16 protein-coding genes and 1 tRNA gene are annotated in these 23,750 nt (G+C 75.6%); 10 read left to right on the top strand and 7 right to left on the bottom strand.

The window, feature by feature from the left end:
- Nucleotides 1-459: 459 nt before the first annotated feature.
- Entirely contained in the window at nucleotides 460-1,737 is a 1,278-nt protein-coding gene (locus ACFUK0_RS33260) for a PP2C family protein-serine/threonine phosphatase (protein WP_380256472.1), read from the bottom strand.
- Nucleotides 1,738-2,035: 298 nt separating this feature from the next.
- Complete coding sequence (locus ACFUK0_RS33265; protein ID WP_380256474.1) at nucleotides 2,036-3,463, bottom strand: NAD(P)/FAD-dependent oxidoreductase; 1,428 nt, start codon at nucleotides 3,461-3,463, stop codon at nucleotides 2,036-2,038.
- A gap of 444 nt (nucleotides 3,464-3,907) precedes the next feature.
- Here ACFUK0_RS33265 and ACFUK0_RS33270 point away from each other — a divergent pair, with 444 nt between their 5' ends.
- On the top strand, nucleotides 3,908-4,933 hold the full coding sequence (locus ACFUK0_RS33270; RefSeq protein WP_380256476.1) for a TetR/AcrR family transcriptional regulator: 1,026 nt from the start codon (nucleotides 3,908-3,910) through the stop codon (nucleotides 4,931-4,933).
- A 701-nt stretch (nucleotides 4,934-5,634) separates the two neighbouring features.
- The gene (locus ACFUK0_RS33275) at nucleotides 5,635-7,605 is read left to right on the top strand and encodes a sigma-70 family RNA polymerase sigma factor (RefSeq protein WP_380256478.1); all 1,971 of its coding nucleotides are present in this window, start codon (nucleotides 5,635-5,637) and stop codon (nucleotides 7,603-7,605) included.
- A gap of 51 nt (nucleotides 7,606-7,656) precedes the next feature.
- Here the strand turns inward: ACFUK0_RS33275 and ACFUK0_RS33280 are convergent, their stop codons facing one another.
- From ACFUK0_RS33280 to ACFUK0_RS33290, 3 genes are all read right to left on the bottom strand, one after another.
- Nucleotides 7,657-8,367: a DsbA family oxidoreductase gene (locus tag ACFUK0_RS33280; protein WP_380256480.1), complete on the bottom strand. Its 711-nt coding sequence runs from the start codon at nucleotides 8,365-8,367 to the stop codon at nucleotides 7,657-7,659.
- Nucleotides 8,368-8,455: 88 nt separating this feature from the next.
- Nucleotides 8,456-8,968 (bottom strand): universal stress protein, encoded by a 513-nt coding sequence (locus ACFUK0_RS33285; RefSeq protein ID WP_380256482.1) that lies wholly within the window; start codon nucleotides 8,966-8,968, stop codon nucleotides 8,456-8,458.
- A gap of 105 nt (nucleotides 8,969-9,073) precedes the next feature.
- A complete protein-coding gene (locus ACFUK0_RS33290) occupies nucleotides 9,074-11,296 on the bottom strand; it encodes an asparagine synthase-related protein (RefSeq protein WP_380256484.1) in 2,223 nt (740 codons plus the stop codon).
- Between the two features lie 757 nt (nucleotides 11,297-12,053).
- Between ACFUK0_RS33290 and ACFUK0_RS33295 the strand changes: the two genes are divergently transcribed.
- From ACFUK0_RS33295 to ACFUK0_RS33330, 8 genes are all read left to right on the top strand, one after another.
- The gene (locus ACFUK0_RS33295) at nucleotides 12,054-13,481 is read left to right on the top strand and encodes an MFS transporter (protein ID WP_380256502.1); all 1,428 of its coding nucleotides are present in this window, start codon (nucleotides 12,054-12,056) and stop codon (nucleotides 13,479-13,481) included.
- A 532-nt stretch (nucleotides 13,482-14,013) separates the two neighbouring features.
- Complete coding sequence (locus ACFUK0_RS33300; protein ID WP_380256486.1) at nucleotides 14,014-15,600, top strand: TROVE domain-containing protein; 1,587 nt, start codon at nucleotides 14,014-14,016, stop codon at nucleotides 15,598-15,600.
- A gap of 82 nt (nucleotides 15,601-15,682) precedes the next feature.
- Entirely contained in the window at nucleotides 15,683-16,921 is a 1,239-nt protein-coding gene (gene lhgO / locus ACFUK0_RS33305) for an L-2-hydroxyglutarate oxidase (RefSeq protein WP_380256488.1), read from the top strand.
- Nucleotides 16,922-17,043: 122 nt separating this feature from the next.
- Nucleotides 17,044-17,880 carry a tRNA (guanosine(46)-N7)-methyltransferase TrmB gene (gene trmB, locus ACFUK0_RS33310; RefSeq protein ID WP_380256490.1) on the top strand — a complete coding sequence of 279 codons (837 nt, stop codon included), beginning with the start codon at nucleotides 17,044-17,046 and terminating at the stop codon, nucleotides 17,878-17,880.
- A gap of 106 nt (nucleotides 17,881-17,986) precedes the next feature.
- On the top strand, nucleotides 17,987-19,312 hold the full coding sequence (locus ACFUK0_RS33315; protein ID WP_380256492.1) for a PrsW family intramembrane metalloprotease: 1,326 nt from the start codon (nucleotides 17,987-17,989) through the stop codon (nucleotides 19,310-19,312).
- 75 nt (nucleotides 19,313-19,387) lie between these two features.
- Nucleotides 19,388-19,461 (top strand) — tRNA-Met (locus ACFUK0_RS33320).
- 285 nt (nucleotides 19,462-19,746) lie between these two features.
- Nucleotides 19,747-20,613: a hypothetical protein gene (locus ACFUK0_RS33325; RefSeq protein WP_380256494.1), complete on the top strand. Its 867-nt coding sequence runs from the start codon at nucleotides 19,747-19,749 to the stop codon at nucleotides 20,611-20,613.
- Nucleotides 20,614-21,022: 409 nt separating this feature from the next.
- Nucleotides 21,023-22,114 (top strand): hypothetical protein, encoded by a 1,092-nt coding sequence (locus ACFUK0_RS33330; RefSeq protein ID WP_380256496.1) that lies wholly within the window; start codon nucleotides 21,023-21,025, stop codon nucleotides 22,112-22,114.
- 20 nt (nucleotides 22,115-22,134) lie between these two features.
- Here the strand turns inward: ACFUK0_RS33330 and ACFUK0_RS33335 are convergent, their stop codons facing one another.
- Nucleotides 22,135-22,890 carry a tyrosine-protein phosphatase gene (locus ACFUK0_RS33335; RefSeq protein ID WP_380256498.1) on the bottom strand — a complete coding sequence of 252 codons (756 nt, stop codon included), beginning with the start codon at nucleotides 22,888-22,890 and terminating at the stop codon, nucleotides 22,135-22,137.
- Nucleotides 22,891-22,901: 11 nt separating this feature from the next.
- Nucleotides 22,902-23,666, bottom strand: coding sequence for a class I SAM-dependent methyltransferase (locus ACFUK0_RS33340; protein ID WP_380256500.1), 765 nt, complete (start codon nucleotides 23,664-23,666; stop codon nucleotides 22,902-22,904).
- Nucleotides 23,667-23,750 lie beyond the last annotated feature (84 nt).

The raw sequence follows: 23,750 nt of genomic DNA on the forward strand, positions 1-23,750 counted from the left end.
ACGCTGTTGAGTTCTCAAGGAACGGACACTTCCTTCGAGCCGCTCTCACGGTCTCTCCGGGCGCTTCGTTCTTTCGTGTTACCAGCTTATCAGATGTTTTCCGCTCCGTTTACCGGAGTTTCGCTTCCCTGACTCACTTTCCTGCGGCCTTTCGGCACTCCCAGACTCTAGCAGAGTCTTTCGTGCTTCCCGGCCTCCAGGAGGCTTGTGCCGAACCGACCTGACGGCCCGTCCGACGCTCCGAACTTTAGCCGAGCCCCGCCCCGAAAGGCGAATCCGGCCCCACCTTCGAATTCCGGGCACAACAATTCGCACGAGGACGCGACAAAGCGCGAGCCACGGCTCTTGCTGAAATGGTGTTTCGGAGGATTGGCTACCCCGGGAACGTCCGTGCGGATCGCGCGTCCGTTTCTCCCAGTCGGGCAGCTCGAAGAACACTAGACCTGTCCGGGAGGAGAGTCAAGACGGGGCTTGGGCGGCCGGCAGCTGGAAGGCGAGCACGGCCACGTCGTCGTCGTGCTCGGCGGTGACGCCCATCGCGCGGAGCAGGCGGGCGCAGACCACGTCGGGGTTGCCGACCGGGCCGCCGAGGGTGCGGGCCAGCAGGTCGAGGCCCTGGTCGATGTCCTCGTCCCGGCGCTCCACCAGGCCGTCCGTGTAGAGGACTCCGGTGGTGCCGGGGAGCAGGCGCAGGGTGTGGGAGAGGTGGACGCCGCCGCCGGTGCCGAGCGGTGGGCCGTTCTGCTCCTCACTGCGCAGCACTGTCCCGTCGGGGCTGCGCAGCATGATGGGGAGGTGCCCGGCCGAGGCGTAGGTGAGCGTGCTGCGTTCCGGGTCCCAGACGGCGTAGGTGCAGGTGGCGATCTGGTTGGCGTCGATCTCCATGGCGATGCCGTCGAGCAGGTGCATGATCTCGTGGGGCGGGAGATCCAGCCGGGCGTAGGCGCGGACGGCGGTCCGGAGCTGGCCCATCACCGCGGCCGCGCGCAGGCCGCGGCCCATCACGTCGCCGATGACCAGGGCCGTCCGGCCGCCTTCGATGCCGATGACGTCGTACCAGTCGCCGCCGACCGCGGCCTCGGCGCCGCCGGGCTGGTAGGTGGCGGCGACGCTCAGGCCGGCCGGCTGTTCGAGTTTCTGCGGCAGCAGGCTGCGCTGGAGGGTGACGGCGGCCTCGCGCTGCCGGCGTTCGGCCTCGCGGAGGCGGGTGGCGGCCAGCACCTGGTCGGTCACCTCGGCGGCGAAGATCAGGACTCCGGCCGGCGCGCCGCCGCTGCCGCGTTCCTCGGCCCCGAGCGGGACGCAGGAGACGTTGTAGTAGCGGTGTCCGGAAGGGCCGTCGATCCGGCGGGCCTTGACGCTGCGCGGGCGGCCGCTGCGGATGACCTGGTCCATCAGGGGCATGACGCCCATGGCGGCGAGCTCCGGGAGGGCGTCGGCGGCGGGCAGGCCGACCGGGCGCTCGCCGAAGAGCTCGTGGTAGGCGCGGTTGGCGTAGCCGACCTGATGGCGGGGGCCGTGGGTGACGACGACGGGGGCGGGGATCCGGCCGAGGACCTCGCGCAGGTCGTAGAGCTCGTGGACGTCGCGCAGGTCGAGGAGGCCCGCGGCGACCGGGTCCCGGGGGCTGGGGACGACCACGGGGTCGCCCGGCCCGGCCGTCCGGTCCGCTCCGGTGGCGGCGGGGTTCATGGTGGCGACGGCCGTGCAGTCACCCGGGGGCGTGGCGCAGGCCACGGCGTTGGCGGACCCGGCTGCGGACCCGCCTGTGGACCCGGCCGCAACGGGCCCGGGTCGCGGTGCAGCACGCCTCGGGGCTCCGGTGAGCCGGGCGCTCCAGCGCATGAGGTTCAAACGACGGCCGCTTCCTCGGGTTCTTCCAGGCATATCATCACGTTTTGTATCCGCCTTGGCACGCGGGGTGATGAATTCGGTTGGGCTGATCCTGTCAGGCGGAGGGCCGATTCCGGAAGTCGCGTGGCCATCCCCCGGCCCGGCCGCCCCCACCCACCCGTGGTGTCCCGCACGCGGCACCTCAGCCGCGCCCTGCCGGACCGCCTTCCGCGAAGCCCGCCTCGAATTCGGAACGCGGATGCTCGACCGTCCCCAGGGAGACCACCTCGCGGGTGAAGAGACCGGCCAGCAGCCAGTCCATCAGTACCCGTACCCGGCGGTCGGCGGTCGGCAGCCTGCGCAGGTGGCGGGCGCGGTGCAGCAGCCACGCCCGGCGGCCGGTGATCCGCCCGCGCCGGGTGTGGGCGACGCCCCGGCCGAGCCCCAGGGAGGTCGAGCAGCCGGCGAGGTCGGGCAGGTAGTCGCTCTGCGCGGGCCCGCCGGCGGGGAACGAGGGCTGCTCCACCGCGTCGAGCCAGGCGATCACGTTGTCGGCGAGCACCTGGGACTGGGCGAAGGCGTGCTGGGCGTTCGGCGCGCAGGGCCGTCCGTCCGCGTGGGGGTCGGGCACCGCCGCGCAGTCGCCCGCCGCCCAGACGCCGGGCAGGGCGCCGCCGTCCGGTCCGACGGCCTGCAGGGTCGGCAGGCAGCGGATCCGGCCCTCGGTGTCCAGTGGCAGGTCGGTGGCGCGCAGCAGCGGCGCGGGCCGCACCCCCGCCGTCCAGACGAGGGTGCGGGCAGCGAAGCGGCTGCCGTCCGAGAGCAGCATGACCCCGCCGGCGGCGGACTCCAGCGTGGTGCCCAGGCGGACGTCGATGCTGCGGTCGCGCAGCTCGGCCAGCGTGTGGGCGGCGACCTCGGGGCCGCTGCCGTGGGCTCCGGCCTCGGCGAGGATCCGGTCGGTGGCCTCGACGAGCACCCAACGGAGGTCCTGCTGGGCGACGTTGTGGTAGCCGCGGACGGCGTACCTGGCCATGTCCTCCAGCTCGGCGAGGGCTCCCACCCCGGCGTAGCCGGCGCCGACGAAGACGAAGGTGAGGGCGGCCTGCCGCAGTGCCGGGTCACGGGTGGACGAGGCGAGGTCGAGCTGTTCGAGGACGTGGTTGCGCAGGCTGACCGCCTCGCCGACGGTGGAGAAGCCGAGGCCGTGCTCGGCCAGCCCGGGGACGGGTACCGTCCTGGAGACCGAACCGGGGGCCACCACCAGCACGTCGTAGGCGAGTTCGGCCGGGGAGGGCGGTTCACCGGGCGGCGCCGCGTCGATCCAGGCGCGCCGGCTCGCGTGTTCGATCCGGGTGATCCGGGCGGTGAGCACCCGGCACTCGGGCAGGACCCGGCGGAGCGGGACGACGACGTGCCGTGGGTCGATCGAGCCGGCCGCGACCTCCGCGAGCAGCGGCTGGTACGTCAGGTACGGCTGCGGTTCGACCACGGTGATTTCGGCCTCGCCGCGCCGGAGGCGGTCTCTGAGGCCGCGCTGGAGGCGCAGTGCGGCGGACATTCCGGCGCAGCCGCCGCCGACGACCAGGATCCTGATGGGGGCACCCCCTACCGATGTGACCTGCTTCACGCTTCCATGACGCACTGCCGGGGCCCCTCTTGTCCACAGTCCGTGCCGGATCCGGTGCTTCGGATGTGACCGGGCGGGTGCGGATGTGCGCAAGTGGCTGGATTAGGGGCACTTTCGGCCGCGAACTTCCGTGAACTATGGTCGGATTGTGTGTCGGGGGTGGCTCCGCCCGGACGACCGGGCGCTCTGCGCCGCGAAGCGGTCTGCATGACCACTTCAAGCAACGGCGGGGAACCAGACTGCCGGCGGGCGATCCGGGGAAGGGTAGGTCCGGACGGAGTCCGGAGGACGGGGCACAGCCGCGCCGCGGCCGTGCCCGCACCCGTGCCGGTCGGCCGGTCGCCCGGCACGGAAATCGCCGGCCGCGGGCCGGGCCGCGCCGGGGGGTGCGGTGGCGGGTGAGGACAGGAGTCCGGGATCGGGTTCCTGTGGGGGAGAGTTGGGATGATGGAGCAGGAGCGACTGTTGGGCCGGACGGGCACGCCGCAGACCGGCCAGGGCGTGGTGCCGGAGCAGCGCGGCCCCGCCGAACCGCCGGTGTACCAGGGCGTCTCGTACGTCGCCGTCCCGTACGTGGCCGTCCACCAGGACCTGCCGCACCAAGGACACCAAGGACACCAGGGGCAGTACGGGCCGTACGGGCTGCCGCCGCAGGCCACGGCCCCGGAAGGCGGGTTACGGACCGGTGGGGACGGCCTCGGCCCCGGCGGCCGGCCGGGACCGCGCTCGGCCGGAGCGCGGCTGCGGGTGGACGCCCGGCGCAACCTGGAGAGCGTGCTGCGGGCCGCCCGCGAGGTGTTCGGCGAGTTCGGGTACGACGCTCCGATGGAGGAGGTCGCCCGGCGGGCCGGGGTCGGGGTCGGCACCGTGTACCGGCGCTTCCCGAGCAAGGAGGTGCTGGTCCAGCGGATCGCCTCCGAGGAGGTGGCCTGGCTGACCGTCCAGGCGCGCGAGGCGCTGTACGGCGGGGCGGGCCCCTGGGAGGCGCTGGCCGGCTATCTGGCACGGGCGGTGAGTACCGGTGCGGGCCGCCTGCTGCCGCCGGAGGCCTTCCGGTACGCGGAGGATCTCGGCCGGGTTCCCGGACAGCGCGGCACCGAACCGTGGGCCGAGGGCCCGTGGGCCGGACGGACCCGGACGGGTGACCCCTCCCCGGGCAGCGCGCCGGGGGCGGCCGACACCGATCCGCGGCTGCTGCTCCAGCTCATCGCCGCCCTGGTGGCGCGCGCGGGCGCGGCGGGCGAGCTGCGTCCGGGCGTCACGGTGTCCGACGTGGTGCTGGTGCTGACCGCTTCTGTGCCCGTGCACGCCGCGCCGCCGTCGGAGGAGAGCACAGGGGACGGGCGGTTGACGGACGGACGGGCGACCGAGGGGCGGGCGGCGGACGGACGGACGGACGAGGGTCAACCCGGCTCCGGTCCGGCGGGTCGGCTGCTGCAGATTCTGCTGGAGGGCCTGCGGGCCCGCTGAGCCTGCCGGTGCGGCAGCGGTTTCCCTTCCACCGCCCGGGAGTTGTCCCGACGACCGGTTGGGCGGCCGACCCGGGGCGGTGGATCGGGCAGGCCGGAGCACCTCGTGACGGCCCCTCGGAAGAGTGGGCCGGAGCTGATCCGGCTACCACTGTTCTCCACGCTATGCCATCCTTTGGCCGTGGTTGGAGCCATTGTCCCGATGCGCGCCGTTCGCGCGCTCCCGGCGCCCGGCGTGCTGGTGCGGTGCGCCCACGCACCCCTCTGCGCCCCGCCACCGTCCAAGGGCCGTCACGAATGCTGGGGGCCGCTGTGAGCGCCGAGGAACAGAACGACTTCACTTTCGGCCTGGACTTCGGGCACTCCGGCGGCAGTCAGGCGGGCGGCGGGCGCCCCGCTGCCGGCTCCGGCTCCGGCTCCGGGGCGGCCGACGATGCCGAGGGCAATGCGGGCCCCACGATCGGACCCGGACCCGGGCCCGGCCGGGCCGCCGAACACCGGCCTGAGCACCGGTCTGAACACCGACCTGAACAACGGCCCGAGCACTGGCCCGAGCTCCGCCCTGAGCTCCGCCCCGGACAGCCGCCCGCCCAAGTCCCGGACCAGGGTGGCGCACCGATCCGGGAGTCGCTGGCCGGGTCCGCGGCCGCGGTCTCCGGCATCGCTCGGGTGCCCGGCCAGGCCGGGGCCGGGCAGGGCGGCGTGAGCTCTGCGGCCTTCGTCACCGAGGAGGGCCCCGTCCGGCCGACGGTGCCCGCGCCGGCGGATCCGATCGACGGCGAACGCCCACCCTCCGACGCCGAGTTGACTGCACTCGTCCGGGCCGGTGACGACTCCGCGTACGAGGAGATCTACCGCCGGCACGCCGAGTCCGTGCGCCGCTACGCCCGGACCTGCTGCCGGGACAGTTTCACCGCCGAGGACCTCGCGGGTGAGGTCTTCGCGCGGACGCTGCAGGCTCTGAAGTCCGGCAAGGGGCCTGAGTTCGCCGTCCGCGCGTACCTGCTGACCGCGGTGCGCAACGTCGCGGCGGCCTGGGGGCGCAGCGAGCGGCGCGAGCAACTCGTGGACGACTTCGGCGCTTTCGCGCAGTCCTCGGCCGCCACCGTCGATCTGGACCTCGCCGATCCGGGTGCGGACGCCTGGGCGATGGCGATGGCCGACCAGCGGATGGTGATGCAGGCCTTCGTCGAACTGCCCGAGGACGACCGGGTGGTGCTCTGGCACACCGAGGTCGAGCGGGAGTCGCCGAAGACCGTGGCGGTGATGCTCGGCAAGACCGCCAACGCCACCGCCGTACAGGCGCACCGTGCGCGGGACCGGCTCGCGGCGGCCTTCCTGCAGGCGCACATCTCGGTCAGCCAGGACCAGGGCTGTGAAGGGTTCGCCAACCGGCTCGGTGCCTATGCCCGGGGCTCGCTGCGCAAGCGCGCCTCGGCCGAGGTCGGCAGGCACCTCAAGGAGTGCGACCGCTGCACGGCCGCCTACCTGGAGCTGTCCGAGATCAACCACGGCCTGCGGGCGCTGCTGCCCGGCGGCGTGCTGGTCTGGGTCGGCGTGGGCGGGGCCGGGGCGGCTGCCGCCGCGGCCGGCGCGGGCGCCGTGGTGGGCGGTGCGGCCGCGGGTACGGCCGCCGTCGCCGCGGGGGCCGGCGCCACGACGGCCGCGACCTCGGGCGCCGCGACGGGTGCGACCGGCGGTGCAGCCGCGGGCGGGGCTGCCGGTGGCGCCGGTGGTGGGGGCGCCGCCGGGGCGGGTGCGGCGGCCGAGGGGATGGGCCTGGCCGCCAAGGCCGGGATCGCCGCCGCCGTGGCGGTGGCCGCGGCGGCCGTCGCGGCGTACGCGCTGACCGGGTCCCCCGCGCCGTCGCCCCCGGTGGCGGCTCCCCCGGTGTCTTCCCCGGCGGTGTCCGCTCCGCCGGCGCCGGCCCCGCCGCCGGTGCCCTCGCCGCCTCCGGAGCCGACTCCCGAGCCGCCGAGCCCGACTCCCACGCCCGAACCGGCGCCGAGCCCGACTCCCGTGCCCAAGCAGAAGCCGAAGCCGACCCCCACTCCGACTCCGGCCCCGACGCCGAGCCCGCCCGCGGTGACGACCCCGCCGCCGGCCGAGCCCCCGCCCGCTCCCCCGGTCGTCCCGACGCCCGAGGCGCCGCAGCCTCCGCCGGTGGTGGCGACCCCGACGCCGCCGGTCGTCGTCCCCCCGCCTCCGCCGCCCCCGGCGGCGCGCGACTTCTGGGCGGACGACCTGCCGTTCTACAACCCGGGCAGCGGGAACCGGGTGCCGCCGTCCGGGCCGAGCATCCGGCAGGGCGGGGGCTGGGTCTGGCAGCGCGACGCCGTCTGGACGGGCGGCAAGCGCTACAAGCACGGCCTCACCGTGCACGCGCCGGCCACCACGACGGTGGACCTGAACCGCGAGTGCCGGTCGTTCGACGCGACGGCTGGGCTGGACGACCTGGCCCTGCCCGGCGGCCGGGCGGTCTTCTCGGTGCGCACCGGCGACGGCGGCACGCTGTGGACGTCCGGCGAGCTCGGACCGGGTGACGCACCCGTGGCCGTGCACGTGCCGCTGGCCGGGGTGACGTCCGTCCGGCTGGTGGTCACGGCGGTGCGCGGGCCGTGGTCCGGGATGGCCGTCGCGGACTGGGCGGGTGCCCGCTTCAGCTGCGTCTGACGCCGTCGGCCTGACCGGCGGCCACGATCGGCCGTGGCCGGCCGCAGCCGGTCAGACCGCGCAGGCGCCGTCCGCGCACGCCTCGTCGGCCGGTCCGGCCGAGGCAGCCGGGGCGGTCGGGGCCTCGGCGGCCGTCTCGGCGGCGACCTGCTCCAGCACCCTGAGGAACGTCTCGCTCTCCTGCCCGCCCTGGACGGCCCAGCGGCCCTCGAAGACGAAGGTCGGCACCGCGCTGATCCCCAGGGCCCGGGCCTCGTCGAGCTGGGCGCGCACCTCCTCGGCTCCCTCCTCGCCGGCCAGGTAGGCCGTCACCCGTGGGCGGTCGAGGCCCGCGGCCACCGCGATCCCGGTGAGCGCCGCGCGGTCGCCGATGTCCGCGCCGTCACTGAAGTGGGCCTTCAGCAGGGCCTCCTTGAGCGCACCCTGCACGGCCGGGCCGTACTCCTGCTCGGCGAGGTGCAGCAGCCGGTGGCCGAGGAAGGTGTTGGCGTGCAGGGCGGTGTCGAAGTCGTAGGTGATGCCCTCGGCGGCGCCGAGTTCCGTCACCCGGGCGTCCATCTCGACCGACTTCGGCCCGTAGCGCTCGGTCAGCCAGGCGCGGTGCGGGGTCGCCGTCTCGGGGGCGTCCGGGACGAGCTGGTACGGCCGGTAGACCACCTCGACGTCCGCGCGGCCGTCGAACGTGGCGAGGGCCTGCTCGAAGCGGCGCTTGCCGATGTAGCACCACGGGCAGGCGATGTCGGAGTAGATCTCGACCTTCATGACGTACGGGCTCCTGAGCTGGACGGACGCGCCCACAGCGGACGGGTCCATCTCTGAACGCCGGGCCCCGAGCGCGGCATTCCCCCGCTCAGCGGGCAGGCGGCGGCGGGACGACCAGGACCGGGCAGGCCGCGTGGTGCACCGCCGCCGTGCTCACCGATCCGAGCAGCAGCCGGGTGAAGCCGCCGTTGCCGCGGGTGCCGACGACCAGGGTGTGCTGCCCGGCGGTGGCCGCGAGCAGCACCTCGATCACGTTGCCGAGCACCACGTACAGGTCCAGCGGGCCCTCGTACGGGCGGGTGCGGGCCTGCTGCACGGTGGCGACCGCGCGCCGCAGGCCGTCCGCCATGCTCTCGACCAGCTGCTCGACGCTCTCCCGGACCAGCTCGGCCATCCCCGGCGGGTAGCCGACCGGGGACGGGTTGACGACGGCCAGCACGTACAGCGGCAGGTGGAAGAGGTCGGCCTCGTTCATCGCCCGGTCGAGCGCCCACAGCGCGCCGTCCGATCCGTCGCAGGCGGCCAGGATGCCGGGCGGGTCGGTGGGCGGCGGGCCGCCGGTCACCGGCAGGACGAGGACGGAAGGGTCCGGGACGGTCACCACGGCTCCAGGGACGGCACGGCGGGCGGGGGCGGTACGGCGAGCAGGGACGGCACAGCGGGGGATGCAGGCTTTCCGGTCATGATCCCGCCCCGGCGGGCCCGGTCAGCCCAACCGCGCCGTGGTGAGGGCCGCGCGTTCGGCGAGCGGCAGGCCGGTCCAGCAGGAGCCGTGCCGGCGGGCCCGGACGCGGCGCAGCCACAGCTCGGTGGAGACCAGCTCGGCCAGGCCCGCCAGGGTGCCCGGCGGCAGTACGGCGTTCGGGTCGGCGGCCAGCCGCAGGCTCCGCCGGACGGCGGGCAGGTCGATCAGCCCCGCCTCGGCGAGCAGCGGCCGGTCGAACAGCTCGGCGATGCCGTCCGCGGCGAGCCGCAGGCCCGTCCGGGCCGGGCCGGTGCGGTCGGGGCGGGCGCCGCGGCCCCAGTCGCCGGGCAGGTCGGTCCGGCCGGCTCCGGCCAGCACGGAGTGCAGCAGGGTGTGCCGGGCGCCCGGTTGCAGCCGGATCTCGTCGGGCAGCAGGCGGGCGGCCCGGACCACCTGGTTGTCCAGGAACGGTGCGTGCAACCGCTGGCCGGGCTGTTCGGCGGCCTGGAGCAGCGTGCGGTAGGCGGCGGCGTGCCGGTACAGGGCGTGCCGGGCCCGGCGCGCGCCGGGGGGCTCGGCGGGGGCGGGCCCCCGGGCGGCCAGCCGCAGCCGCAGCGCGACCGCCGACAGCGCCTCGTCGGAGAGCCAGCGGGCGGCCGGGCCGGGCACGCACCAGGCCAGGCCCTCGGCGGTGCCGGCGCCGGCGGTGGCGCCCTCGGCGGCCGTCCGGCGGGCGGTGAGCCGGACGGCCGCGTCGTCCAGTGCTTCGGCGTACCGGATCCGGGACAGCCGGTGGGCCGCCCGCAGGACGGTGACGGGGGTGCGCACCGCGCCGGCCAGCACGCCGGCCGCGGCGCGGTCCGCACCGGCCAGCGCGGCGACCGGCGGCAGGAGCTCGCGCGGGCGGCCGGCCCGGATCAGGTCGGCCAGCCGGGCCGGGTGCCCGTCCAGCACCTGCCGGGCGCCGTAGCCGGTGAGGTGGTCGGCGCCGCCCGCGCCGAAGCGGGCGTCGGCCGCGGCGGCGGTGACGAGTTCGGGGCCGGGCTCGTCGGTCAGCCGGCCGGCCAGCGGGTCGGCCGCGTCGGCGAACGGGAGGGTCTGCGGGGTGGCCGGCAGCACGGTGTGCCGGAGCCGGGGGCCGTCGGGGTTCAGCGCGGTGGGCGCCAGCACGGCCGGGCCGGCCGGGTCCTCGCCGGGGATGCCGAGGGTGACGGCCGTCAGCAGCTCGGGTCCGGGCTGCTCGGCCGCGGCGGGCCGGGCCCAGGAGCCCTTGGTGGCGCCCGACCTGGACCGCTCGACGACGGCCCCCGGCCTCGGCCCGGGCACGGCCCGCCCGGCCCGCAGCACCTGGGCGGGGCCGGCCGCCGGGGCGGGCCCCAGCGGCACCGCGGCGGCGAGCAGGGCGACGGTGGCCGATGCCGTCCCGTACGAGAGGTCGACGCCGAGCCTCGGCCGGGCGTCGCCGTCCGGCTCCTGGGCGCCGTAGGCCGCGGCGGCGGGCGCGCGGACCCGGGAGCGGACGGACTCCAGCAGCGCGCGGGTGAGTTCACGGACGGCCGGCGCCTCGCCGCGCGGCAGCGGGACGCCGCCGTACTCGTCGTACGCCGCGAGGTAGGGCCGGCCGCCGCGCACCGCCAGTACGTGACCGGGCGGCACGCGTTGCACCCCGGCGTAGGGGGTGCCGGTGCCGAGCGCCTCCGGTGACTCGGGGCAGGCCAGCCGGGCGGCCAGGTGGCCGGTGTCGAGCGGGGCGCCGACCAGGTCGGCCAGCGGGAGGGCGGCGGTGGCGTAGGCGGTGCCCCCGCACCAGGGGGTGTGGAAGACCGGGAGGGCGCCGGCCAGGTCGGTGAGCAGCAGGGTGCTGCGGATGCCGGTGCGCAGGACGACGGTGTAGCTGCCGGGCCAGGTGGTGAGGTGGCGGACGGCGCCGCCGCGGGCGGCGGCCAGGCCGGCCGCGAGTTCGGCGTCGGAGGCGCCGCAGTGCCCGAGGACGGCGAGGCGGGTGGTGGCGGGCGTGTCCGGGGCGGCGTCGGGCGCGACGGGGCCGGTGGCGACGACGGCCGGCGCGCCCGGCCGGAGGGTGACCAGGCGGATCTCCTCGGGGCGCCAGTCGCCGACCGCCCAGAGCGGGTTGGGCCCGGCCCACAGGGGGCGCGCGGCGATCGGCCGCACTACGCCCAGCACTTCGTGCTCCGGCGCGCCCGCCCGGGGCGCACTCCCGCTCCAGCCCGTCAGCCACCGCATCGCGCCTCCACCGGACGAGGACCCGTCGTGGCGGAGCGCCCACCGCATCGGACCGGGCCGGGCCGGAGCCGGACTGCGCCCGGCCAGGGCCGGCCCGTGGGCCGCTCGCCGCGGGGGCGCACGGCCTCGCCCGCGGCCACCGGCCCGGCGCACCGTCGGGAGCCATCGTGCCACCGGAGGGCGCTCAGGGGACCGGTGTTGCAGTCGTCAATTCGCGTGGCGCACGGCGCAGCCCGCCCGTAGCGCCGCGGCCCGGCCGTCACCTGGGGGGCTGCTGCCGCCGGGCCGACGCCCGGGCCTCCCCCTCCGTGGCCCGGACCGCCGGCCGCACCGCCCTGTCATGCCCATCGCGAGATGGCCGAAAGGCGTCACACGGCCCGGGAGGGCATCCGCATGCCCTCCCGGACTTCACCGCCGCCCGCGGGGATGGAGGCAGCGGTTCCCCCGGCCCGCCGGGTCCTCGGCGGCGGGCCGACCCACCGCACCAGCGAATCGCCCACCTGCCCCTGCGGCCAGGGAGCACGGCCGGGCGCACATCGGCACAGGACCGGAGCACGGCGCTCCGGCGCACACACAAACGGACGCTCCCGCACCGCACCGCACCGCTCCGGGGGCCGCGGGCCGGGTGCGCGATCCCGCCATCCGGAATGCGAGCCCTTAACCCTCGGAACGCGTCCGACTACTCTAGGTGCAGCAGCTTCCGCCCGGCCCGGCGCCGGGCGCCGCGCACATCGTCACAGGGGGTGCCGCCGCCACCATGACCGTCAGCCCACGAGGACCGAACGAACGGCTCGGCACGCTCCTGACCCTGGCCCAGATCAGCAACGCCGGTCTGGCCCGACGGGTCAACGACCTCGGCGCGCAGCGTGGGTTGACGCTTCGCTACGACAAGACCTCGGTGGCCCGCTGGGTCAGCAAGGGCATGGTGCCGCAGGGCCCCGTGCCGCACCTGATCGCCACCGCGATCAGCGGCAAGCTGGGCCGGCCGGTGCCGCTGGAGGAGATCGGCCTCGGCGACACCGACCCGACGCCCGAACTCGGCCTGGCCTTCCCGCGCGAGGTGTCGGAGGCGGTCCGCTCGGCCACCGACCTGTGGCGGGTCGACCTCGACCTGCGCCGCGGGCCCGGCGGCGGCCGCTGGAGCGACAGCCTGGCCGGAACGTTCTCGGTCTCGGCGTACGCGACACCGGTCTCCCGCTGGCTGATCACCCCGGCGGACGGGACGGTGGCCCGCGAGGCGCCGCGCAGTGCGGCCGACCTCGCCTCGTACCGGGTCGGCCACTCGGACGCGGTGAAGCTGCGCGAGGCCGCCCAGGAGGCCCGCCGCTGGGACTCCAAGTACGGCGGCGGGGACTGGCGTTCGTCGATGGTGCCGGAGTGCCTGCGGGTGGAGGCGGCGCCGTTGCTGCTGGCCTCCTACAGCGACGCGGTGGGGCGGGCGCTGTTCGGCGCGACGGCCGAACTGACCCGGCTGGCCGGCTGGATGGCCTTCGACACCGGCCAGCACGAGGCGGCGCAGCGGTACTACATCCAGGCGCTGCGGCTCGCCCGGGCGGCGGCCGACGTGCCGCTCGGCGGGTACGTGCTGGCCTCGATGAGCCTGCAGGCGGGCTACCGGGGCTTCGCGGAGGAGGCGGTGGACCTCGCCCAGGCCGCCCTGGAGCGCAACCGGGGGCTGGCGACGGCCCGGACGATGAGCTTCTTCCACCTGGTGGAGGCACGGGCCCAGGCGAAGGCGCGCAATGCGGCGGCGTGCGCGACGGCGCTCGGCGCGGCGGAGAGCGCACTGGAACGGGCGCGCCCCGGGGACAGCGACCCGGCGTGGATCGACTTCTACGCCTACGACCGTCTCGCCGCCGACGCCGCCGAGTGCTTCCGGGACTTGGGCGTCCCCGCGAAGGTCCGCGAGTTCACCCGCGAGGCGCTCGCCCGGCCGACCGAGGGGTTCGTCCGCTCGCACGGCCTGCGGCTGGTGGTGTCGGCGATGGCCGAGGCCGAGGCGGGCGATCTGGAGGCGGCGGTGGCGGCCGGCCGGCGCGCGGTCGAGGTGACCGGGCGGATCTCCTCCCAGCGCAGCCGCGAGTACGTGGTCGAGATGCTCCGCCGGCTGGAGCCCCACCAGGGCGAGCGCCGGGTGCGGGAGCTGACCGAGCGGGCCCGGCTGATGCTGGTCGCACCGGTCTGACCCCGCCCGGTCCGACCGGGCGCACCCCGCGCGGACGGGCCGGTGCTTATTCGGGTGCGGGTGCGGGAGCGGGCTCGCTATCGTCGTTGTTGTCCAGGTGCGCAGGCAGGGGTTACTTCCACTCCGAATGGGCAGGTCGCGGGTTCGAATCCCGCCGTCGGCCCCGGGCCGGTGTAGCTCAGTGGTCAGAGCAGCTATGTCACCTCCGCCGCTTCCGATCTCTGGACACCCGTACATCTGAAGAGTTCTTCCGCACCTCCCGGTGCGTCGGCAGCGGTTACTTCTGGTAGAGCGCCTCTTGGGCGCTGCGGTTCGATCCCGCGCAAACACCGCCGCCACCTCGATCTCGGGAGGCACAGCGCCGGGGTGCCCGGTGCGCGGGCCGCGGTTACTTCGTCGAGCGCCCTCGCGGCGCGTTGAAGCGGATTGCTCACCGACCGCAGCCCTCTCCGACGACCTCGGGCACCCCTGCTTCGCCGTGTCCTCCCCCGGTCACCAATCGCCAGTCAGCAGTCAGCAGGGGGAGTTCGCCATGTCGCGTTTCAACATCCGCCGGGCCCGGCCCGCGCCGGCCTCGCCCGTGGCCACCACCGGGCAGCGCGCCGTCAACCACCAGGGCGGCACCGGCTTCCTGCGCGACCGGAAGTCCGAACTCTTCCTGCTGGCGGTGGCCAACATGGTCGGCCACGACACCTTCTACGAGAAGGGCGGCGACCGCGACGACCGCTACACCGCGCTGGTCCGCGAGCTCGCCGTGGCCGATCCGGAATGGACGCTCGGCCTGCTCCGCTGGCTGCGCTACGGCGCCCGCCTGCGGACCGCCGCCCTGGTCGGCGCCGCCGAGTTCACCCGGGCCCGGCTGGACGCCAAGGTGCCCGGCTTCTCCCGCCAGGTGGTCGACGCCGTTCTCCAGCGCCCGGACGAGCCGGGCGAACTGCTCGCCTACTGGACGTCCCGCTACGGCCGCAACCTGCCGAAGCCGGTCAAGCGCGGCGTGGCCGACGCCGTCCGGCGCCTCTACGACGGCCGGGCGCTGCTCACGTACGACACCGCGTCCAAGGGGTACCGCTTCGGCGACGTGCTGGAGCTGACCCACCCGTCGCCCGACCCGGCCAAGCCGTGGCAGGGCGAGCTGTTCAAGTACGCGCTGGACCGCCGCCACCACCCCGAGGAGGCCGTGCCGCCGGCCGCCGAACGGCTGCTGAGTGCCAACCGCGAGCTGCTCGCGCTGCCGGTGGCCGAGCGCCGGGCCGCGGTCACCGCCGAGGGTGGTGCGCAGCGGCTCGCCGGGGCGGGCCTGACCTGGGAGGCGCTGGCCGGCTGGCTGCAGGGCCCGCTGGACGCGGCCGTCTGGGAGGCGGTCATCCCCTCCATGGGCTCGATGGCGCTCGTGCGCAACCTGCGCAACTTCGACCAGGCCGGGGTCTCGGACGAGGTCGCGCAGGCGGTCGCGACGCGGATCGCCGACAAGGGCGAGGTGAACCGCTCCCGGCAGTTCCCGTTCCGCTACCTGGCCGCGTACCGGCACGCGCCGTCGCTGCGCTGGGGTCACGCGCTGGAGACCGCGCTCGCGCACTCCCTCGCCAACGTCCCCGCGCTGCCCGGCCGCACGCTGATCCTGGTGGACCGCTCCGGCTCGATGTTCGACCGCCCCGACGAGCGGACCCAGCTGAACCGGGCCGACTCGGCCGCGATCTTCGGTACCGCGCTCAAGGTCCGCTCGGCCGACGCCGACCTGGTCGAGTTCGGCACCAGCAGCAACGTGGTGGCCGTCCGCCGGGGCGAGCCGGTGCTGCGGGTGCTGGAGCGCTTCCAGAACCTCGGCGGCACCGCGACCGCCGAGGCCGTCCGGACGCACTACCGGGGCCACGACCGGGTGGTCATCGTCACCGACGAGCAGGCCGGCCCGTCGAGCTGGGGCGGTGACCCGATGGCGGCCGTCCCCGGCCACATCCCGGTCTACACGTGGAACCTCGCGGGCTACCGCACCGGCCACGCCCCCTCGGGCGCGGCCGGCCGGCACACCTTCGGCGGCCTCAGCGACGCCGCCTTCCGGCTGATCCCGCTGCTGGAGGCCGGTGCCGACGCCGGCTGGCCGTGGGAGCGGGAGCGCCCGTGAGGCACCCTCGACCGGCCCCGCCCGCCGTGACAGCATCGGCTGGCAGGGCCGGGCGGGGCCGGCCGGGCCGGACGAAGGGACAGTGGTGGCGTACGACTTCGACGTGCTGGTGGCAGGCGGCGGGATCGTCGGCCTGTCCACGGCGTACGCGCTGACGCTGGCCCGGCCGGGCCTGCGGGTCGGGGTGCTGGAGAAGGAGGACTCCTTCGCGAGGCACCAGACCGGCCGCAACAGCGGGGTGATCCACAGCGGGATCTACTACCGGCCCGGCTCCCTCAAGGCCCGGTTCGCGGTCGGCGGCGCCGCCGGGATGGTGGAGTTCTGCCGTGAGCAGGGCATTCCGTACGAGGTGACGGGCAAGCTGATCGTCGCCACCGGCCGGGCGGAGCTGCCCCGGCTGCACGCGCTCGCCGCCCGCGGGCGGGAGAACGGCATCCCGGTCACGGAGCTGGGCGCGGCGCAGATCGCCGCCTACGAGCCGGAGGTGGCGGGCCTGGCCGCGCTGCACGTGGCGACCACCGGCATCTGCGACTTCCCGGCGGTGGCGCGGGCGTACGCCCGGCTCGCCCGGGAGGCGGGGGCGGTGCTCAAGCCCGGCACCGAGCTGCGCGCCGTCGCCAGGCGGCCGGACGGCGTGACCGTGCGGACCTCGGCGGGCGAGCTGCACTGCGGGGTGCTGGTGAACTGCGCGGGCCTGCACAGCGACCGGGTGGCCCGGCTGGCGGGGGACGACCCGGGGGTGCGGATCGTGCCGTTCCGCGGCGAGTACTACGAACTCGCCGCGAAGCGCCGCGACCTGGTGCGCGGCCTGGTCTACCCGGTGCCCGACCCGGCGTTCCCGTTCCTCGGCGTGCACCTCACCCGGGGCGTCCACGGCGACGTGCACGTCGGCCCGAACGCGGTGCCCGCGCTGGCCCGCGAGGGGTACGACTGGCGCACCGTCCGCCCGCGCGACCTGGCCGGGACGCTGGCCTTCCCCGGCACCTGGCGGATCGCCCGCCGGCACTGGCGCCAGGAGATCGGCGAGCTGCACCGCTCCCTGTCCAAGCGGGCGTTCACCACCGCCGTGCGACGCCTGCTGCCCGCCGTCACCGCGGCCGACCTGGTGCCCGCCGCGGCCGGTGTCCGGGCCCAGGCGGTGGCCCGCGACGGATCCCTGCTGGACGACTTCGCCTTCGCCGGCTTCGACCCGGCCGACCCCGGCTCCACCCGCCGCCTCGTGCACGTCCTGAACGCGCCCTCGCCGGCCGCCACGGCCTCGCTGCCGATCGGCCGGGAGGTGGCCCGCCGGGCGCTGGCCGCACTCGCGGCGGGCGGCTGAGCCGGGCCGGGCGCCGGGCGGGGGCGCCCGGGACCGGCCGGGGACGGGCCTGACGGGAGGTCCGTCACAGTGCCGCCCGGGCCCTCCTGGCACCGGCCCGGCCCCCGTAGACTGGGGCGATTGTGACTGCCACCGCCCCCATCCCCCAGCCCTCGTCCCCGCCCTCCGTCCGGCTGTCGGCCGCACCGGCCGGGTACCCCGCGCCGATGTACCCGCACCGGGCCACCGAGGCCCAGCACAGCGAGCGGCGGATCCGCAGCTTCCAGCCGCGCCGGGGCCGGATGACCCCCGCCCAGGCCGGCGCGCTGGACCGGGGCTGGGAGCGGTACGGCATCGCGATCGACGGCAGCCCGCTCTCGCTGCCCGACCTCTTCGGCAGCCTGCCGGTCACCCTGGAGATCGGCTTCGGCATGGGCGAGACGACCGCCGCGATGGCTGCCGCCGACCCGGCCACGGGCATCCTCGCCGCCGACGTGCACACCCCCGGCCACGGCAACCTGCTCCAGCTGCTGGAGCGCGGCGGCTCGCAGAACGTCCGCCTGGCGGCCGGCGACGCGGTGATCCTGCTGCGCGACATGCTGCCCGACGCCTCGCTGGCCGGCCTGCGGGTCTACTTCGCCGACCCGTGGCCGAAGCCGAAGCACCACAAGCGCCGCCTGGTCCAGCCGTCCTTCCTGGATCTGGTGCTGCCCCGGCTCGCGCCGGGCGCCCTGGTGCACTGCGCGACCGACTGGGAGCCGTACGCCGAGCAGATGCTGGAGGTGCTGACCGCCTCTCCCGAACTGGAGAACCTGCATCCCGAGGGCGACGGCACCGGCTGGACGGAGCCCGGGGAGCACCCGGCGGGCAGCGTGCCCGGCTACGCGCCGCGGCCCGACTGGCGGCCGGTGACCAAGTTCGAGCGGGCCGGCATCGCCAAGGGCCACGTGGTGCACGACCTGCTGTTCCGGCGCCGCTGAGCCGCCGCCGGGGCCCTGACCACCCAGGGTGACCCACGGTCACCCTTCCGCTACGGAATGGCCGGAGGCCTCCCGCGGGGGCGGCCCGTCGCCTACGCTGTGCCGCGTGAGCGGCCCGTCCCCCGGCAGGTCCGTCCGCGCGGCGGCCCGTGTCACGGACGCCCCGGACCAGCCCACGCGCACCGCCCGCACCCGGACGATCCCGGGGCCCCGGATGCGCGGGGTCCGCAGACTGCTGCCCCCCGCCGTGTCCGCCCCGTACCGCCTGCCCGCGCCGGCACCCGCCGGTGCGAGCGCGCTCACGGCCCTCGCCGGGCGCCGCCACCCGCTGCTGCGGCACCCGGCGCTGACCTCCGTCACCGCCGGTGCGGTGCTCGCGCTGGCCGGCTGCGCCGTACTGATCCTGCATCTCGTCCGGCGCCAGACCGGCACCACCGGCCTGTTCGTCGGCCTCGGGCTGGCCCTGCTGCCGCTGCCGTTCGTGCTCGGTGCGCTGGCCTGGCTCAACCAGACCTCCCGGGTGCCGCTGCGGCACCTGCTGTTCTGCCTCGCCTGGGGCTCCAGCGCCGCGACCACGGTGGCGATCCTCGCCAACGGCTGGGCCAGCGACTTCCTGCTCGCCCACGAGGGCCTGCGCGGCGAGACCCTGGTCGCCGACTTCGCGACCCCGCTGATCGAGGAGAGCGCCAAGGGGGCCGCCCTGCTGCTGCTCCTGCTGCCGCTGCGCCGCCGGCTCCGATGTCACGGCGACCGCCCCTGCGCCGCCCAGCTCCGCCGGTCCGGGCGCCCTCACGGCGGCGCCCGCACCCGGCCGCACCCCCGCGCGTACGCCCGCCTGCTCAGCGCGGTGCACGCCCGCCCGCACCTGCACCTGCGCCCCTACCTGCGCCCGCTCCCGTACCTGCGCCCCTATCCGCGCACCCCGGCCCACCCGCGCGCCCGCTCGCGGCCCCGGACGCTGGCCGCCGGGATCGTCCTCGGCGGCGTCACCGCCTGCGGCTTCGCCTTCACCGAGAACGCCCTCTACCTGGGCCGCGCGTTCACCGACGACCAGCAGCAGCGGCTCGACAGCATCGGCCTGGGCGCCACCCCGAGCCTGCGGGACTTCGACGGGACGGTGCAGACCTTCGTCCTGCGCGGCCTGCTGTCCCCGTTCGCCCACCCGCTGTTCACCGCGCTCACCGGTCTCGGCCTGGCCATCACCCTCACCACCGGGCGCCGCTGGCCGGCCAGGCTGGCGGCGCCGGGCGGGCTGCTGCTCGCGATGACCCTGCACGGCACCTGGAACGCCGCCGCCGGCCTCGGCACCCACGGCTTCCTGCTGGTGTACGGCGCGCTGATGGTGCCCTGCTTCGCCGCCCTGGTGGCGTTCGCGGTGTGGTCCACCACCAGGACCGCCCGCCATGCCGCGGGGCGCCCGCCCCCGCTCTGACCGGGGTGCCGGGCCGGGCTCCCCGGGAACCGATTTCCCATCCGGGCAACATCCACGTACTGTTGGGTTTACCGACGCGGGGTGGAGCAGCTCGGTAGCTCGCTGGGCTCATAACCCAGAGGTCGCAGGTTCAAATCCTGTCCCCGCTACTCAGTAGCACAGAAGGCCCGGAGGATCCGTCCTCCGGGCCTTCTGCTTTTCCCGGAGGTCTTTTCCCGGGAATCGCGTCCGGAATGCCCCACGCAGGCCGGCTGCCCGGCCGGCCTGGAACACGAACGGGCCGTGAACCTACCGATCAAAGAACGAACGGGTAAATTCCCCGAAATTCAGAGGCCGGGCGCCGCACGGGTCCGGATAATGATCCCCGCCGCAGGCATTTCGTCCTACGAATCGTCCTACGAATGCGGCCCCGACCTCTTCGGCAAGGAATACGCATGCCCTCCAAGCGTCTCGTTCACACCGCAGTCGTCTGCGCTCTCCTGGCCGTGGGCGCCACCGCGTGCAACGACGACGAGAAGGGCCAGGCCGCGGCCCCCGCCGGGGTCACGGCCACCCCTGCCGCGGCGACCAGCGCCGCCGCCGCGACCCCGACCGCCACCCCCACTGCCACGCCCACCCCGGCCAAGGTGCCGGGGATCGCGGTCGACACGCTGAGCGGGGAGGAGATCTCGAAGCAGGCGCAGACCGCGATGGGCTCGCTCACCTCGCTCAAGATCGACGGCAGCCTGAAGGCGGACGGCCAGTCCATCTCGCTGAACCTGGCGGCGGACAAGGCGGGCAACTGCGCCGGCACGGTCGGCATCACCGGGATCGGCACCGTCGAGATCGTCCACACCACGGCCCAGACCTGGATCAAGCCGGACGCGGCGTTCTGGAAGACCATCAGCACCCAGCAGGGCAGCCGCGACGGCGGCGCGGCCGCCGCCGAGATCTTCAAGGGCCGGTACCTGACCGGCGGGCAGAAGGACGCCACCCTGCAGGAGATGGCCGCGATGTGCGACCTCATCGACAGCATCGCGAAGGACGACAGCCCTTCGGGCAAGATCACCAAGGGCGCGGCCGGCACCACCAACGGCGTGAAGACCTTCAGTCTCACCACCACCGAGACGGACGGCACGTCCAGCACCCTGTACGTCGCCACCGAGGGCAAGCCCTACCTGGTCAAGCTGGAGCAGAGCGCCGGCAGCGAGCCCAGCGTGATGACCTTCGGCGAGTTCGACAAGCCGATCGCCGTCCAGGCGCCGCCGGCCGACAACGTGATCGACTACTCGGTGTTCCAGCAGAAGCTCAAGAGCGCCTGACCACCGTTCGGCCGGCCCGCCGGATTCGACCCGGAAAACCCGTTGCCTCTCCGCCGGTCGCCTGCCTATCGTGGCGGCACACTGAAAGGAGGTGATCCTGGTTGAGTACCGTCAGGATGTGTGAGGTGGCTGCTCGCTAGAGCCGCCCCTGCCTGTGCAGTTGAGGTCCTCGGTGGCCTCCGGCGGCAGGCGATTCCCAAGCAGTCACCCGGCCCGTGGGCTCACCGGAACATCCCCGGTGCCTCGGTGCCAGCAAGCCCGGCGCCGGGCTCTGGCAGCGAGGAGCAGCCCACGGGCCGTCTGCGTGTCCGGACCCCGGCCCGGCTGCCCGGAGGTTGCGGGCCGTGTGGCGGATGCCGCGTTTGGGTACAGTCGGCGCGACTTCTCGGTGCGGCGCAGGGGGTACGCGATGGCGGGGGTACGGCGGGTGCGGGGGCAGGCGGCCGGGAGTGCGCAGGCGTTGCGGACGGTGCAGCGGGGTGGCGGCGCGGCCCTGCTCGGGGTGGGCGTGGGAGGCCTGCTGCTGTTCGCGCTCGGCCGGGACGAGCCGTTGCAGGCGATCGGCGGCGGTCTGGTGGTGGCCGGAGCGGCCGCCGTCCTGGGGACCGCGCTCGGCTTCCTGTTCGGGGTGCCGCGGATGCGGGCCGGCGACCCGGCCGCCGGCGCCCGCGACTCGTACGTGCCGAACACCAACCTGGAGCAGGTCTCCGACTGGCTGACCAAGGTGCTGCTCGGCGTGGGCCTGACCCAGCTCGGCTCGCTCGGCACGCGGCTGCGCCAACTGGGCGACGCGCTGGCGCCCGCGCTCGGCGGCGACGCGGCGGTGGCGCCGTTCGCGGCGGCCCTGGTGCTGTACTTCCTGGTGCTGGGCTTCCTGGCCGGCTGGCTGGCGACCCGGCTGCTGCTGCCCCGGGCACTGTCGGACGCCGACCAGGCACTGGACCTCTTCCTGGCCGGCCAGGACCGCGACCGCAAGGGCGACAAGGTGGGCGCGGACGACCTGCGGGTGCGCGCGATGCAGCACCTGGGCCTGCTCGGCACCAGCACCGACCACCCGGGGACGGTCCGCGAGCAGCTGCCGCCGGCCGGTGACGCGACGCCGGAGGCGGTCGTCGCCGAAGTCCGCTCGACGGCCCGCCGCTCGGCACTGACGGCGCAGCAGGTGCGGGAGCTGTTCGAGGCCGCCTCGGACGGCCGCCGGATCCAGGCGCTGGCCCTGATGCAGGGCGATCCCGCACTGGCCGACCTGTCCAGCGTGCTGGACGCGATCGAGCACCCCCGGTCGGGCTTCGAGCAGTACCACGCGCTGCTGGCGGCGCGCGGCCTGGTCTCCCGCCTGGCCACCGCCGACTGGCACCGGCTGCGGGACGCCGTGACCGCCCAGCTGGTCGCCGCCGACGGCATCCCCTACGGGTCGGACCGGAGCTGGCTGGCGGAGAAGATCCTCGCCCGGCCGGACCCGGCCCCCGCCGTGCCCCGCCAGCCGACGCCGGCCGGCTAGGCCCCGGGGCCCGGCGGGCCTCAGGCGGGTTCGAGGAAGACGTCCCGCAGGCGGGCCAGGCCGTCCGGGCCGAGGCCCGCCTCGGACAGGAAACCCTCGACGGAGCCGTAGCGGGTGCGCAGGGCGGCGAGGGTGCCGGTGATCAGCTCGGGCCCGACGGTGTCGGTGAGCCGGACGACGCCGTTGCCGTCGACGTACTCCTGCGGGCCGTCGAGCACGCCGAGGCCGAGGTTGGAGAGCAGGTAGTCGTCGACGATGTCCCGGTCGGCGACGCCGAGGGCGCTGAGCAGCACGGCGACGGAGATGCCGGTGCGGTCGCGGCCGACGGCGCAGTGCAGGACGGCCGGCAGCGTGCCGGGTTCGGCGAACCGGCCGAGCAGGGCCGGCAGGGTGTCGGCGGCGGTGTCGGTGATCACGTCGTAGGCCTCGGCGAGCGGCTTGCCGTAGTGGTCCTCGCCGTTCTGCGGGAGCAGCGGGTGGTGCGCGGCGGCGGCGTCCAGGTCGTGCAGGCGGTCGGGCCAGCGCTCGATCTCGGCCGGGTCGCGCAGGTCGAACACGGTGCGGATGCCGAGCTTGGCGAACAGCCCGGCCCCCTCGGGGGTGAGTTCGGCGAGCCATCCGGTGCGGTAGAGCAGGCCCGTCCGGACCTTCGCCCCGTCGGCGGTGCTGAATCCGCCCACGTCACGGGCGTTGCGGACGCCGGGTATGTCCAGCAGCCGGTCGGCTCCGGGCAGGTCGTGGTGGTCGGCGACGGTTCTGCTCTCGGTGAGGTCCATGGTCGGACACGCTAGCGGGCAGCGCTGTCGCCGGTCCGTCCTTTTCCGGTACGGGCGGTGAAGGCGTGGGTCAGCACCAGGACGCGCCGGGTGCGGCCGTCGCCGGGGCGGGGGAACACCCGGATCTCGCTGCTGACCCGGCGCCCGCCGAGGGCGCGCCGCAGGTCGTCGAGGTGCGGGCAGCGCCGGCCGGCACCGTCGTGCAGCGGATAGACCCGGACCTCGCCGCCCGGCGCGGTGACCCGGGCGAGTTCGAGCAGTCCGGCGAGCTGCCGCTCGGGGGTGAACGTCTCGGGGTGGGCGAGCAGCAGGTAGGCGCTGAGGGTGAGGGCGAAGGTGTGGTCGGTGAAGGGGAGCCGGGGCAGGGCGGCGGCGATGTAGTCGTGCGGGTGGGCGGCGGTGTCGGCGGTGAACAGCCGGCGGGCGCGGTCCCAGCTGCGCAGGTAGCGCTCGTACGGGAGGTGCCGGGGCGCCGGGTACAGGTGCGGGGCGCTGCGGATGGCGCCCGCCATCACCTCCCGGCCGGCCAGCGCCCGGGCGGCCACGACGGGCGGCGGGGCGGCGTACACGGGGTCGGCGGCGATGACGCGGCAGCCGAGTGCGCGGGCCTCGGCGGTGAGGCCGGCCGCGCCGCCGGGGCAGTCCAGGACGGGGCCGGGGACGGCGGCGAGCTCGGCCCGGGTGAGGCCGAACAGCGCGCAGTACTCGTCGAGCGGGCGCGAGGTGATCGGGATCCGCAGGGCGGCGGCGGCAACGGCGGCGGCGGGGTCGGCCATGTCGGCCATCCGAACACGGGCCGGACCGGGCCGCATCCGGGACGCCGCAGGGCCCGGCCGCGGTGGCTGTCTCTTATACACATC

The sequence above is a fragment of the Kitasatospora sp. NPDC057223 genome (genome assembly GCF_042669755.1).
GTDB lineage: Bacteria > Actinomycetota > Actinomycetes > Streptomycetales > Streptomycetaceae > Kitasatospora.

Bases quoted from the DNA above. Each gene is read 5' to 3' on its own strand.
- ACFUK0_RS33330 (WP_380256496.1), top strand. From the start codon at position 21,023: ATGGCGGGGGTACGGCGGGTGCGGGGGCAGGCGGCCGGGAGTGCGCAG.
- ACFUK0_RS33340 (WP_380256500.1), bottom strand. From the start codon at position 23,666: ATGGCCGACCCCGCCGCCGCCGTTGCCGCCGCCGCCCTGCGGATCCCG.
- ACFUK0_RS33280 (WP_380256480.1), bottom strand. From the start codon at position 8,367: ATGAAGGTCGAGATCTACTCCGACATCGCCTGCCCGTGGTGCTACATC.
- ACFUK0_RS33290 (WP_380256484.1), bottom strand. From the start codon at position 11,296: ATGCGGTGGCTGACGGGCTGGAGCGGGAGTGCGCCCCGGGCGGGCGCG.
- ACFUK0_RS33295 (WP_380256502.1), top strand. From the start codon at position 12,054: ATGACCGTCAGCCCACGAGGACCGAACGAACGGCTCGGCACGCTCCTG.
- ACFUK0_RS33270 (WP_380256476.1), top strand. From the start codon at position 3,908: ATGATGGAGCAGGAGCGACTGTTGGGCCGGACGGGCACGCCGCAGACC.
- ACFUK0_RS33335 (WP_380256498.1), bottom strand. From the start codon at position 22,890: ATGGACCTCACCGAGAGCAGAACCGTCGCCGACCACCACGACCTGCCC.
- ACFUK0_RS33325 (WP_380256494.1), top strand. From the start codon at position 19,747: ATGCCCTCCAAGCGTCTCGTTCACACCGCAGTCGTCTGCGCTCTCCTG.
- ACFUK0_RS33300 (WP_380256486.1), top strand. From the start codon at position 14,014: ATGTCGCGTTTCAACATCCGCCGGGCCCGGCCCGCGCCGGCCTCGCCC.